This is a genomic window from Pantoea sp. X-Soil-TKNS-1280, assembly GCF_059730475.1.
The window spans coordinates 1602355-1616057 of sequence record NZ_AP035962.1 but is presented as its reverse complement, the minus strand read 5'-3'; the positions used below and the strand labels follow the sequence as shown (position 1 = coordinate 1616057).

The 13703-nt window shown below is 52.4% G+C and carries 12 protein-coding genes; 3 read left to right on the top strand and 9 right to left on the bottom strand.

Annotation, left to right across the window (positions count from 1 at the left end):
* Positions 1-442: 442 nt before the first annotated feature.
* The gene (locus AC6I8X_RS07555; protein ID WP_497841019.1) at positions 443-769 is read right to left on the bottom strand and encodes a recombinase zinc ribbon domain-containing protein; all 327 of its coding nucleotides are present in this window, start codon (positions 767-769) and stop codon (positions 443-445) included.
* A gap of 142 nt (positions 770-911) precedes the next feature.
* A complete protein-coding gene (locus AC6I8X_RS07550; protein WP_313683906.1) occupies positions 912-1589 on the bottom strand; it encodes a recombinase family protein in 678 nt (225 codons plus the stop codon).
* 67 nt (positions 1590-1656) lie between these two features.
* Here AC6I8X_RS07550 and AC6I8X_RS07545 point away from each other — a divergent pair, with 67 nt between their 5' ends.
* Positions 1657-2055 carry a MysB family protein gene (locus AC6I8X_RS07545; RefSeq protein WP_313683908.1) on the top strand — a complete coding sequence of 133 codons (399 nt, stop codon included), beginning with the start codon at positions 1657-1659 and terminating at the stop codon, positions 2053-2055.
* 3 nt (positions 2056-2058) lie between these two features.
* Here the strand turns inward: AC6I8X_RS07545 and AC6I8X_RS07540 are convergent, their stop codons facing one another.
* From AC6I8X_RS07540 to AC6I8X_RS07530, 3 genes are all read right to left on the bottom strand, one after another.
* Positions 2059-2298, bottom strand: coding sequence for a YceK/YidQ family lipoprotein (locus tag AC6I8X_RS07540; RefSeq protein WP_013508619.1), 240 nt, complete (start codon positions 2296-2298; stop codon positions 2059-2061).
* Between the two features lie 189 nt (positions 2299-2487).
* Positions 2488-5040: a glucans biosynthesis glucosyltransferase MdoH gene (gene mdoH / locus AC6I8X_RS07535; protein WP_313683911.1), complete on the bottom strand. Its 2553-nt coding sequence runs from the start codon at positions 5038-5040 to the stop codon at positions 2488-2490.
* Positions 5033-6568 (bottom strand): glucan biosynthesis protein G, encoded by a 1536-nt coding sequence (locus AC6I8X_RS07530; protein WP_208617309.1) that lies wholly within the window; start codon positions 6566-6568, stop codon positions 5033-5035. The genes mdoH and AC6I8X_RS07530 overlap by 8 nt, the downstream gene beginning before the upstream one ends.
* Positions 6569-6834: 266 nt before the next feature.
* On the opposite strand from AC6I8X_RS07530, the gene mdoC reads away from it, so the two are divergent.
* A complete protein-coding gene (gene mdoC, locus AC6I8X_RS07525; RefSeq protein ID WP_497840815.1) occupies positions 6835-7959 on the top strand; it encodes a glucans biosynthesis protein MdoC in 1125 nt (374 codons plus the stop codon).
* Positions 7960-7990: 31 nt separating this feature from the next.
* On the opposite strand, the gene AC6I8X_RS07520 is transcribed toward mdoC, so the two are convergent.
* Positions 7991-9451: a phospholipase D family protein gene (locus AC6I8X_RS07520; RefSeq protein ID WP_497840814.1), complete on the bottom strand. Its 1461-nt coding sequence runs from the start codon at positions 9449-9451 to the stop codon at positions 7991-7993.
* A 153-nt stretch (positions 9452-9604) separates the two neighbouring features.
* Between AC6I8X_RS07520 and AC6I8X_RS07515 the strand changes: the two genes are divergently transcribed.
* On the top strand, positions 9605-10765 hold the full coding sequence (locus AC6I8X_RS07515) for a glycoside hydrolase family 1 protein (RefSeq protein WP_313683917.1): 1161 nt from the start codon (positions 9605-9607) through the stop codon (positions 10763-10765).
* On the opposite strand, the gene AC6I8X_RS07510 is transcribed toward AC6I8X_RS07515, so the two are convergent.
* The 3 genes from AC6I8X_RS07510 to AC6I8X_RS07500 all read right to left on the bottom strand — a co-directional run bounded on the left by AC6I8X_RS07510 (position 10762) and on the right by AC6I8X_RS07500 (position 13449).
* The gene (locus tag AC6I8X_RS07510) at positions 10762-10935 is read right to left on the bottom strand and encodes a hypothetical protein (protein ID WP_167379240.1); all 174 of its coding nucleotides are present in this window, start codon (positions 10933-10935) and stop codon (positions 10762-10764) included. The two genes, AC6I8X_RS07515 and AC6I8X_RS07510, sit on opposite strands and share 4 nt — an antisense overlap.
* Before the next feature lie 42 nt (positions 10936-10977).
* The gene (locus tag AC6I8X_RS07505) at positions 10978-11121 is read right to left on the bottom strand and encodes a hypothetical protein (RefSeq protein WP_013508612.1); all 144 of its coding nucleotides are present in this window, start codon (positions 11119-11121) and stop codon (positions 10978-10980) included.
* 129 nt (positions 11122-11250) lie between these two features.
* Positions 11251-13449, bottom strand: a complete 2199-nt coding sequence (locus tag AC6I8X_RS07500; RefSeq protein WP_497840813.1) for a TonB-dependent receptor — start codon at positions 13447-13449, stop codon at positions 11251-11253.
* Positions 13450-13703: the final 254 nt, after the last annotated feature.

Below are 13703 nucleotides of genomic sequence, written 5' to 3'. Positions count from 1 at the left end.
TTTCCGAGCGTTTCACATGAATCAAAAAAAACGCCTCTTGAGGCGTTTACATATAAATTCTTCGAGTACTATAAAAAGGAATTCTCAGCAATTTTGAATGCTTCTTCCCATGTTTCAATAATCATTTCATCGAACACATTAGGTTCTCTATGAAGCGTCTTTTCTTTAGTTTTAAGATTTAACGTCATAAATGAACTCTCAAAAACCCAACCTTCTGTAAGAGAACAAGATGATAATATCTGCCCATACTTTTCCAAGATGAGCATATGATATGCGTAGTCATTATAGTACTCAACATTAATTATATAGACTACATCATCATCTGACAGATCTTTCCTTCTCATTTTAATATTTTTAACTACTTTCTTCAGTTCGATGTTAGTTTTCTGTCTTAGTTCAATATTGTCCTGATTTGTAATGGCATTTATATCATATTCTTGTGTTAGTATTTCTTTTGCTGAACTGTTGTTAATTGATTCTCTAATTCCTTTAGTTCTTCTGTGTTTTTAGTACTGCCATAGATCTTTCCAAAATCTACATTTTTTAGAAAATGAAGCATTGTTTTTTCAAATTCAACATATCGAAATAACCCGCCTGTACAACCTTTAAGACTTCTCTCATTAATGCACCTAAGATAATATAAGCCACGAGTTGTCGAATGTACGATCATCCTTGAACCGCACAATTGACATTTGGTAATCCCGTTGAAAATACTTCTCTGGTGCCTGGTTGTTTTTTGTTTTTTATTACTACTATTATCCAGAAGCATTTGAACACGATTAAATAACTCAACATTAATAACGGCTGGATAGTACTTAATATCTTTTATATAACCAATTAAACGTCTATTTCTGAATGCATGATATAGATTTATAGTACTCCAGTTTCGGTTATTTATTTTCAGATCAGAATCATTCAAATACCGTACTACCGAAACCCCCATTATACCCTTCTGCGAATCGTTCAAACGCCTGCCGGATAACCGATACCATTTCTTGGTCTACAACATACTGTTCATCAACAACAGACAGCCACATTGGACAATTATTGGTCAACGCCTTACCAGTTTCTAAAGCTGTCTTTCTCATTTTCTCCCAATTTTTAGCCGTTAGCCTTGCCTTACGTTTACTCTCCTGGTGAGAACGTTCAATTGAGACGGCTAGTTTAGAAAGCGTACCGTCTAGCTTGCTACTGAATACCTGACCACTTTCAACTTCAAGAACGTCAATACCCCTTTTGATAAGTGCATTGAATTGTTCAATAGCTTCATAATCGGGCAACCTCGAAAATCTATCAACATTCTCGATTAGTAATATGCCTTCGGTAATCTCTCCATTGATAACTCTTTCTTTGAACCGCCCTAACTCACCTTTAGAAAAGTTGTGTCCCTTGTAAGCCGACTTTCCGAGATCACTGGCGAGAAGTTCATAGTTTTCGGGATCAAGTTCATAGCCTAGCCCATGTGGTAAAGTCGCTTCAGCCAGAAAATCCATAACATTGTTAATCTGTCTTTGGATTCCATAACCATGTTGTTGCTGTAAGCTACTGATACGTGTATACAAATATGCTTTTACTTTTTTTGTAGTCATCTTTTTACCGATAACGTTCTTGGTCTATCCTTCCTAGAGAATCTTACCATCAGGAAGGAGAAAAGGTATGTCACTATATACAACGCTTGAAGAAGCCATCGAAGCAGCACGTGAGGAGTTTCTCGCCAGCCAACCGGGGCTGGATGCGGGAGATGCGCTCGTCAGCCAGTTTGCCCTGCAAAAATATGTGATGCAGGATGGCGACATCATGTGGCAGGCCGAATTTTTTGCCGATGAAGATGAGCAAGGTGAATGCCTGCCAATCCGCAGTGGCGAAGCGGCTCAGGCGATTTTTGACGGCGATTTCGAAGAAATCGAGTTACGCCAGGAGTGGCAGTCAGAAAATACCCTGCACGAATGGGATGAAGGAGAATTTCAGCTCGAGCCGCCGGAGGATACCGAAGAAGGGGAAGCCGCAGCGGCTGAGTGGGATGACGACAACAGTGACTCTGATCGCTGGGCGTAGACCTTACTCGTAGGGACCGTGATGGGCATCCACGGGTAAGAGCAGCGTGTCCATCACTAATGACAGCGGCAAGTCGAGGATGGTCAGCATGCGCCATGCGCCATCACGCACATCCCACTGCACACCCGGGTAGTATTGATTACCGTGTCCCTGACCGGGCACAGTACGACTGATGATGCTGCCACACCCACTTAGCAAAATGATGGCGGCACCGACGACAGTTAATTTAAGGAAACGATTCACAACAATTACTCACAATGGACTGGCGTTATTTTAACCGTCAGCGCAGGTGAATAACTACACCTGACAGCGTAAAGATTGTGTTAGTCGGAACAGTCTTGCCTGTTAATCGCACTGCAACGATAAAAAAAGCCGCTATCGCGACACGATAGCGGCTTTTATCTTGCGGACTTAATCAGCCAGCATCACGCTTCATCCATGCTGTTGTAGTGCCAATGGGTTTAACTTCAGCTTCTGATAGCTTTCCACCCACTGATGATATTTCTCAGCACTTTCCCACAAGCGCGTATGGACACGCGCCAGCACCACCGGATCGCTAATCAGCTGCAGGCGCTGTTCGCGATTCAGTTTTTCTGGTGTATCACTTAACGCCTGATCAACACGGCGATCGCGTGCGTGATCCAGCAAGGTGCTGTGTAAATGGCGTGAGGTCGCCATAGCCGTCGCCAGCGCGTTAAATGCCGGGTTAAACAACGCGTGCATAAAGCCGTTTTTCAGCGCACGTTCACGATTCAGTTGCAGATAGTTATCGGTGTCCACCAGCTCTTTTGGCGGATCATACTCTTCCGGGATCAGGAACAACTTCGCACGTTTGCTCTTCAGACCGATGGTCGCGCGACTCGACATCACAGACACGAACGGCGACAGAATCAGCGAGAAGACAATCGGCGACAGCCACCACAGGAAGTTCAGATCCAGCAGGCCCATGCCCGCTGCCCAGACAATACCCAGCAGCATCTGCGAACCGTGACGGCGGAAGGCTTCGCTCCACGGCGTAGCATCATCGTCGCGCTGCGGAGAGTTCCACACCACTTCCCAGCCAAGGAACGCACTGACCACAAACACGGTATGGAACAGCATACGGACCGGTGCCAGCAATACCGAGAACAGCATCTCCAGCAATAGCGAGAAAAACAACCGCACTGCCCCGCCATACGGTTTTGCGCCTTTGAACCAAATCAGCACCACGCTGAGCAGTTTTGGCAGGAACAGCAGAACCAGGGTGGTGGAAAACAGCGCAATCGCCAGGTCCGGACGCCACTGCGGCCATACCGGGAACAACTGCCGCGGTTGCAGGAAGTAGGTCGGTTCCATCAGCGTATGCACCACCTGCAAAGCGGTGGAGAGCGCCAGGAACATAAACCACAACGGAGCCGACAGATATGACATTACACCGGTCAGGAACACCGCGCGATGCACCGGGTGCATCCCTTTCACCAGGAACAGGCGGAAGTTCATCAGGTTACCGTGACACCAGCGGCGGTCACGCTTCAGCTCATCCAGCAGGTTCGGCGGCAACTCCTCGTAGGACCCCGGCAGATCGTAGGCAATCCATACGCCCCAACCGGCACGACGCATCAGCGCCGCTTCAACGAAGTCATGCGACAGAATTGATCCGGCAAAGGAACCCTCGCCCGGCAGCGGTGCCAGCGCACAGTGCTCAATAAAGGGTTTGACACGAATGATGGCGTTATGGCCCCAGTAGTGCGATTCCCCCAATTGCCAGAAGTGCAGACCCGCAGTAAACAACGGGCCGTAGACGCGGGTAGCAAACTGCTGACAGCGCGCATACAGCGTGTCCATACCAGACGCTTTCGGTGATGACTGGATAATACCGGCCTTCGGATTCGCTTCCATCATGCGCACCAGACCGGTGAGGCATTCCCCGCTCATCACGCTGTCAGCGTCCAGCACTACCATATAGCTGTAGTTGCTTCCCCAGCGGCGGCAGAAGTCATCAATGTTGCCGCTCTTGCGTTTCACACGACGACGACGGCGGCGATAGAAAATCTTGCCCGCGCCCCCGACATCACGTACCAGCTCCATCCAGGCTTTCTGTTCCGCAATGGCGATATCGGCATCGTAGCTATCGCTGAGGATGTAAACGTCAAAGTGTTCCGCATTGCCGGTGCGCTTGACCGATTCCCAGGTCGCACGCAGGCCTGCGAAGACACGTTCCACGTCTTCATTACAGATCGGCATGATCAGCGCCGTGCGATGCTCCGGGTTCAGCGGTTCATCGCCTGACGTTGAGTAAGAGATGCTGTACTTATCACGACCAATCAGTAACTGCAGAAAGCCCATCAACGCGGTCCAGAAACCGGCGGAGACCCAGCAGAACAGTATGGCGAACAGGAACAGAATGCCGGTCTGCAAAATGTACGGCAGAATCAATTCTACCGATTGCAGCCAGTTCTGGTTGAACAGCTCCATGGGATCGAGCAGTGTCCAGCCCTGGTACGGCAAAATGGTTTTCATGTACCAGGTGGCGATCACGGTCTGCAGCAGCGTCAAAATCAGCAGGACGTAACGACGCATCGAACCCACGTGACGCCACTTCTCTTCCACTTTCTGTTCTTCGTCCGTGCTGGCGCGTGCCGCAGGCTTACGCCCGCGCATCGAATCCCAGGCACGGGCTATCGGGTTGGTACGCCAGGCTTCCGGGAACATCAGCGAACGCTTAACCTTCGGCATCGCCTTCAGTATGGTGCGATCGAGATAATCCTTGCCCAGTTGCTGCCCGTCAGCCAGTGAATCTGGCCAGGCCATCTGCACACGGGACGACACCGATTTTAACGGTGCGTCATCCGGGCGCTCACTGGCGGCAATATCATGCCCCAGTGACGTATGAATAGCGTGGAACGCCTGGGCGTTTTGTAACGATGCACTCAGGCGGGCACGACCTGCCGCATCGAGCGGCAGGGCTTCCACGTAAGATTGAGGTGTAAAAGTCGAGTTATTCATTGGCAGGTAACTGATAGCTCCAGGTTTCCGTCAATGTCTTGTCACCGCTAACCAGCGCCGCACGCATTTCCGTCGGCTGCTTGTTATCTTTCACACGCAGGCGCAGTACCAGACGCCAGCCTTTGGTCACCGGGTTGTAACGTACACTCTGCTCAACCACTTCGGCGTTATTACCAACGCTGACCTGCGGGGCAACCTGCGTATTTTCCGGCAGTTTACTCATCGCTCTGCCGACAAAATCGACGGTAAAGGCGATGCTGCCATCCGGCTGACGCACAAGGTTTGACTGTTTCACATCACCCGCAGAACGCAGGGTATCTTTCACCCAGGCAACATCGTCGGAATGCAGCAGGTTTTCGTCACGGGTAAAGTGCAGACGATACTGGAAACTCATCTCTTTGCCCGGTTCTGCCAGTTTTTCTGGCGTCCAGAAAGCCACGATATTGTCGTTGGTTTCATCGGCGGTGGGGATCTCCACCAGCTCGACATGGCCTTTGCCCCAGTCACCTAACGGCTCTACCCAGCCGCTCGGGCGCAGGTCATAGCGATCGTCAAGATCCTGATAATGGCTGAAATCGCGGCCACGCTGCAGCAAACCAAAACCTTTCGGGTTTTCGATGGTGAAAGTACTCACCGCCAGATGTTTCGGGTTATTCAGCGGACGCCAAATCCACTCGCCGTTACCGGCATGGATGGAAAGCCCATTAGAATCATGCAATTCCTGACGGAAATTGCTCACCGGTGACGGCTGATTCGCGCCAAACAGGAACATACTGGTCAGTGGCGCAATACCCAGTTTGCCGACGTTGTCACGCAGATAAATTTTTGACTGCACATCAACGGTCGACTCTTTACCCGGACGCACCACAAAGCGGTACGCACCAGAAGCGCGAGGTGAATCCAGCAAGGCATAGATTACCAGTTGCTTGTCCTGCGGTTTCGGTCGCTCGATCCAGAACTCTTTAAAGCGCGGGAACTCTTCACCCGATGGCAGCGCAGTATCGATTGCCAGGCCACGCGCCGACAGACCATACACCTGACCCGCTCCGATCACGCGGAAGTAGCTGGCACCGAGGAAGCTGGTAATCTCATCGTTTTTACCCTTTTCGTTCAGCGGATAAAGTACTTTAAATCCGGCAAAACCAAGGTTTTTCACCGCATCGGCGTCGTGCTTGACGTTGCCGAAGTTGAAATAGTCCGGGTTGTACTTGATTTCACGTACCGTATTGGCGGTCACTTCGTTGATTTTCACCGGCGTATCGAAATACATACCCTGGTGATAGAACTCCAGTTTGAACGGCGTACGCAATTTGCCCCAGTAAGCTTTATCGTGGTTAAACTGGATCTGCTGATAATCAGCATATTTCATTTCACGAAACTGAGAGGGTAAGTTGCTCTTAGGCGCTTCAAAGCTTTTCCCTGCCAGGGCCTGAGCCTGTTTTGCTACATCATCAAGGTTGAACGCCCAGCTATTATTTGCGTACAACGCCAGCAGAACTGCTGCACCAACCCAGCGCATCTTCATCAGTCCGGCTTTATTTTTCACTATATTCAGCACATCCCCCCCTTTCGTGTGCTTAGATCAAACCCGCATATCTTAAAGGATTATTCGTTTTTCCGACAGCGTATGTAAACGAATGTTCCCTCTATTTGTAAGTGGAAAATGCGCTTTTCGGATTATTAAACGATACAGAATCTACTGATAGTATACCCTGTTTACAGCCGGTAGAATTTTACTCCGGCATAATCCGGTTTCAGGGCGAAGCCGGCCAGGACACAGACAATTGGATGCTTATGACTGCAGCAAAATCCGAACGCGAATATTTTCTCGATTCGATTCGAGCTTATTTAATGTTATTGGGCGTGCCTTTCCACGTTTCCCTGATTTACTCCACACAAAGATGGTCAGTAAATAGCCAGGATGCCTCGATGTGGCTGACGGTGTTGAATGATTTTATTCACGCCTTCCGCATGCAGGTGTTTTTCGTCATCTCCGGCTATTTTTCCTACATGCTTTATCTGCGCTATCAGCCACAGCGCTGGCTGAAGGTCCGCCTGGAGCGCGTGGGTATACCGCTGCTGACCGCCGTGCCGCTCATCACTTTGCCGCAGTTTTTTATGCTAAAAAATCTCACGGACAAAGTAGGAGATTGGGACAGCTTCACCCTGTATCAGAAATACAATGCGCTGGTGTGGGACCTGATCTCCCATCTGTGGTTTCTGGTGGTGTTGGTGATCCTCACCACGATGGGTATGATCACCTTCCGCTGGCTGCGTAGCCAGCATCGTCAGATTGATTATCACCGGGTTGGCTGGGGCAAACTGACGCTGGCCCTGCTGGCGTGGGCACTGTTGTGGTGTATTTTCCGTCGTCTCATTTTTACCTTCCAGCCCAACTGGCTGATGGACGGTCTGTTCAGCACCGCCGTGATGCAAAGCCTGTTCTTCCTGCCGTTTTTCATGCTGGGCGCGCTGAGCTGGAAACATCCGCCACTCAAGGCGTTATTTGTTCGTTTTAATCCGGTGATGTGCTTTGGGGCAATCGCAGTGTTTGTCGCCTACAGCCTGAATCAACGCTTTAGCAGTGGTGATGGCTGGCTGTATGAAATCGACGACGTGATTTCTACCCTGATGGGCTTGTGCATGCTGAACGTCTGCTTCTGCTTCGGGCATAAACTGCTGAACAGCCACTCACCACGCATCATGTATCTGGTGAATGCTTCACTGTTTATTTACCTGGTGCATCACCCACTCACCCTGCTGTACGGCATTTTTATCACTCCGCTGATCAGTAATGACACCCTGGGCTTTTTCCTCGGCTTGTTGATGGTGTTTGGCGTGGCATTTACGCTGTATGAAATCCATCTGCGTATTCCGTTGCTGCGTTTCCTGTTCTCCGGGAAACCGCAACGCAAATGACCGCCGGGCCAGCTTAGCTGGCCCGTTTTATTTACAGCAACCACTCAATCGGCAAGCGCCACACCAGCCGTACCAGCAAGCGCTGTACCCAGGTGGATTGCGGCTCATGGATATGCACCACCTCACCCGCTTCTTGCGGATATTCCACCCAGTTCACCCGGCCCCAGCCATCAAGCCGTAAGGTCCAGGCGCGATCGCGCATCCCCTGAATAAAGCGCTGATGGGTGCGTTGCGCCAGCTCATCACTTTCAATCACCAGCCCCATTTCGGTATTCAGCACCGCAGAGCGCGGGTCGAAATTAAACGAGCCGATAAAGACTTTACGATTATCCACAGTAAAGGTTTTGGCGTGCAGGCTGGAGCCAGAGTTACCGGTCAACCCACGGTCATGCGGTGCCTCGCTGGCATTGGCCTGCGGCTTCAGTTCATACAAAGCAATGCCGTGCCGCAGTAGCTTCTTGCGCCAGCGCGCATATCCGGCATGTACCACGCTGACATCATTGGCAGCCAGCGAGTTGGTCAGCACGGCGATTTTCACCCCGCGCCGCTTCAATGCCAGCAACTGCGCCACCCCGGCGCGCGTCGGCACGAAATAAGCCGAGATGATGTCGAATTGCTGTTGCGGCGTGCCAATCACCTCCAGCATACGCTGTGGCAGCAGGGAAGAACGCTTCGCTTTCCCCAGCCCTTTGCGTGGGTCATCGCTTAATAAACGCGTGGCTGCCCAGGTCATACTCAGCGTCCCTTCCGCCATCTGGCTGACAAAAGAAGAGTGTTCCAGCCGGGCCATATAACGCAGCACTGCTTCACTGTGCTGCCAGGCGGTGGGCAACCGTACCGCCTGACGTCCATCGTGATCGACCTCCACCACGCAGTGCAACGGTGCCACCGCTTTGCTGTGCCAGTAACGGTTGAAATCGTGCCCCACCTCCTCCACCACCGGGCCGATCGCCAGCACATCCAAATCGGTAAACAAGGGTTCATCGCCGGTACCAAAATACTCGTCGCCGATATTACGCCCCCCGACCAGGGTCGCGGCACCATCCACCGTCAGGCTTTTATTGTGCATACGGCGATTCAGCCGGGCGAAGTCGGTCAGATAGCCGAGCATACGCAACGTGCGAAACGAGAAGGGATTGAACAGCCGGACAGAAATGTTGGGGTGGCGCTCCAGCTCGGCAAGGGTCTCATCCAGCCCTGGGGTATTGTTATCATCCAGCAGCAGGCGCACTTTAACGCCGCGCTCCGCCGCGTCCAGCAGTGCGCTAAACAGCAGACGACCTGACATATCGTTATGCCAGATGTAATACTGCACATCCAGCGTACGCCGGGCCATGCCCATCAATAAATAACGTGCGGCAAATGCGTCCAGCCCATCGTTGAGGGGATGAATACCACTCATGCCCGGATGTGGCGCACAGCGAGCATCAATGATGTCATTGAGCCAGTTTTGGTCATTTTCCACAGAATCACGTGGTGCGGCTTCGCTCATACAGGATCCCTGAAACTCATCATATTCTTATTGTTGGAGGCCGCAGCGCGCATCGCAATCAGAGGCGTCCGGTAACAGTTGCTGGCCCGCTGTTAATTTAGTCTAGACTTAGCGAAACGTTCTGCATTCGGCGTGCCCCGTGAGGAGAGGAAAATGGCGCAGCACCCCCTTGTTCCCCCGTCCCCGCGCTATCAGCCCCGGCTGTTTCGCAGTTTTTTTCAGGGTAGTTTTCCCTGCTCCAGTGCCCGTCGCGCCGGAGGAAGACGCCTGGATATGGTGATCAGTAGCGGCCATGACATGCTGCTGGACAAAGATTATGCCGCTCTGGCGCAGGAGGGGTTACGGACCGCACGCGATGGCGCACGCTGGTATCTGATTGAAGCCACCCCAGGCGAATATGACTGGCGATCTTTTCTGCCGATGGTGCACGCTGCCGCGCGTCATGATCTGCAAATCATCTGGGAACTGATGCATTTTGGTTATCCCGATCATCTCGATATCTTCCATGCCTCATTTGTCGATCATTTTGAACGCTTCGCGCGTGCGATGGCGCAGCTGATGCATAATGAAGGCGTGGAGCAGCCGTTCTTTACCCCCATAAATCAGATCTCTTTCTGGTCATGGGCCGGTGCGGATGTGGCGTGGCTCAATCCCTACGCCAGCGATCGGGGTAAAGAGCTGAAGCGCCAGCTGGTGCGGGCGTCACTGGCGGCGATGCACGCGATTCGCGAGGTGTATCCGCAGGCGCGTTTTGTGCTAACCGATCCGCTGGTGCAGGTGGCAACCAATCCTACGAACCCCGATAGCAAACCCTATGCCGATGCGCAGCATCAGGCGCAGTTCGAAGCCTGGGACTGGCTGGCCGGGCGTGATGCGCCGGAGCTGGGTGGCAGCGAAGATTTTCTCGATATTCTTGGCCTGAATTATTACCCGGATAACCACTGGTTTTTCCCCGGTGACCCGTTGCCGGATGACCATCCCTCACGCCTGCCGCTGCATCGGCTGCTGTTGCAATGCTGGCAGCGCTACCAGCGACCGCTGCTGCTGGCAGAAACCGGGGCGGAAGGTGATGCGCGTACGCCCTGGCTGCACCATGTTTCTGCAGAAGCGATGCTGGCACTGGAGCAGGGGGTGGCGCTGGAAGGCATTTCACTTTATCCGGTGGTGGAGTATCCGGCATGGGCTGACGATCGCCGATCGCCAGGGCCGTTATTTGGCCTGGGGGATCCGAATGGCAATCGTACGCTACATGAAGCGTTGGCGCTGGAGTTACGCAGTCAGCAGATTAAGTGGCAAAAGCGGCGACAGGATTAGGATTGCTGGGTTTCGGCGTTTTTCGGGCCGCAGGTTTGCACATCGAGAGAACGGTCAGCAGGATGGCGCACATCGGTGAGCCAGGTCATGGTAAACAGGAATACCACGCCAATCAGACAGGCCGAAAGCAGGCCAATTATGGCGATCAGTTTGTCATCTCTGGATTCCATCGACATCTCCTTGCAGGCTTCCGATACCCGTTGCAACAAGCCTTAGCTCATCCATAACGTCATCATCAGGACAAAGATTATAAGGGTAACCGAGGTCACTGCAAGTACCACAATGGCAAACTGCGCATCGTCCAGCGGCTGGCGCAAAGGTTCGTCGTGATCGTCGGGTGGAGCGGGTGAACTCATGTGAACTCAATAAAAATAAGGGAAACCAGCAGCAACGTTACCGCTCCGAGTGTAATGGAAAGCGGCCAAAGATGAAGAATTATTTCAGCACGAAATGAAAACGGGGCGCAATCGCGCCCCGCTGAGGGATTAAAAGTCGTAGCTCATGCTGACTTTTAAGGTGCGCGGATCGCCCTGCGTCAGGTAGGTCCCTGAGTAGTCGATATTCGCCCAATACTTCTCGTTGGTGACGTTTTCCACCGCCACGCGCCAGACAACATCGTTCTGGTTGATCTTCGTGCGATAACGCAGCCCCAGATCCAGCGTGGTGTAAGCATCGATACGTTTGGTATTGGCGGAATCCGCCCATTGCGAACCGGTATGGTTCAGCAACGCGGTGGCGGTCAGCCCCTCAACCGGTTTGATATCGTACTCTGCACCCAGCGCATAGTTATAACGCGGTACACCAATCGCCTGTTTACCGTCGTACTGGCCTTTTGCTGTTTTCACCATTTCCGGGTTGATCCAGGTGGCACTGGCGTTGAGGCGGAAACCGAGTACCGGCTCACCGAACACATTCAGCTCTGCGCCACGGTGGCGCTGTTCGCCATTCATGGCATAGACATTGTTGCTGTCGAGAATGCCCGATGGCTGTTTGATTTCAAACAGCGCCAGGGTGCCACCCACACGACCGAAATCCCCTTTGACACCGATTTCATTCTGCTTCGAGTGCGCAATCCCGGTCACAGCACCATAGTTGGTGGCACTGGTAGGGGCGGTTGAACCCGGCTGCAACGCCTCGGTATGGTTGGCGTAGAGGGAAACGGTCTGCCACGGCTTATACACGATGCCGTAAGTCGGCATCCAGCGGCTCTGGGTATAACGCGAGCTGACGTCTTCTTCCTGAGTGTTGTAGTCGTAGTTACGTACCCAGACTTTCTGATAGCGCGCGCCCACGGTGAACAACAACGTGTCATTAAACGCGCCGAGGGTATCACTCAGCAGATAGCCCTGAGTACGGGTACGCGCGGTGGTTTTCGGATCGTAGAATTCGCCACCGGAATAGGTCGGAGTCGGGCGTGCCACGTCGACCGGATCGTAGATGTTGTAGTTGTAACCTGACAACGACATGCGATAGGCGTTTTTCGCATTGGTGGTCAACGCGGAATAGCCAAGGTTCACTTTGTGTGAAATCGGACCGGTGTAGAAGTTGCCACGCACCCCAACCATGCCGCTCATATTGTCCTGACGACGATTGGTATCAAAAGTGTTGATGGACACATCACCGTCGGTATTCAGCAGTTTTGGCGTGGCATAGTTACCGATTTCATGGGCATGCTGCGCCCCCAGCGCGGCATACGCCGTCCAGCTATCGGTAAGGTCATACTCTGCTTTTGCCATGCCCCATTCGTTTTCAATATTGCTAAAGACCCAGGGCTGGCTGTAGTTAGTGGAGTTAGAAGGCACCGCCGGCAGCGAGTCAACGCCGCTGATGTTGACGCCCATACGACCATCGTGGAAGGTCTTTTTCTGGTAGCCGACATCGAGTGAGGTACGCAAACGCTCGCCACGATAATCGAGACCGATGGACGCCGCTGTGGTGCGTTTTTTCTCACCATCAACCCCGGTTTCACCTTCGCGGTTAACCGCGTTGAAGCGCACGCCAAACTGGTTGTTATCACCGAAACGGCGGCCAATATCGAGGCTCCCGCCTACCTGCGACGAAGAGGTGTAATCAACACCAACACGGGTCAGCGGCGCATCATCCGCATGTTTCGGTTCAAGGTTAATCAGACCACCGACGCCGGTGCTGGCGGCACCATTCAGCAGGCCGTTAGCCCCTTTGAAGATTTCCACGCGATCAATCAGGGAAGCATCCATCACCTGACGCGGTACAACGCCCGGCAAGCCGCTAAACGTCATGTCATCGCCATCGAGGCGGAAGCCGCGAATACGGTAACTTTCTGCGAAGTTGCCGTAGCCTTTGACGTTTTGCACCGTGGCATCATTACGGATGACGTCGGCAATGGTTTTTGCCTGTTGATCCTGAATCGCTTTCGAGGTGAAGCCAATCACGTTGAACGGGACATCCATCGCATTTTGCTCACCCAGCATGCCAAGACGGCCGCCGTGCGCGATCTGCCCATCAAGATAAGCCGGGACTAAATCGTTCCCGCCAGGTTTGAAGTCATTCTGCGGTGTCGCCACTACAGTCAGCGTTTTCTGTTCTTTTTTCGCCGCATCTGCGGTGGTGTTGGTGGTAGCAGCCATCACTGGCAAACAACCGGCACTGACCATTACAGCCAGCAGCGTCGGTTTCAGTCCGGGATTGAAAGGCGTTCTGCGCATGGATATCCCCTAATGCAAAATCAACTGATAATCATTATTATTGCGGTTTGCGATTATGCGGACAGCAGCGCTGAATGCAAGAAAATTCCTGGCATTTCTTTACAACTTCCAGACGTAAGGGAGGATTTCCGTGGGGGTTCTCAGCATGGCGCACATCATTGCACGATAAATCGTGCCGCTACGGTGGTGTGCGATTTGTAGCCGCGCAATTTATTGCGCGGGGTTTCCGTTATGTGCCCTGCCAGCGGCGCAAC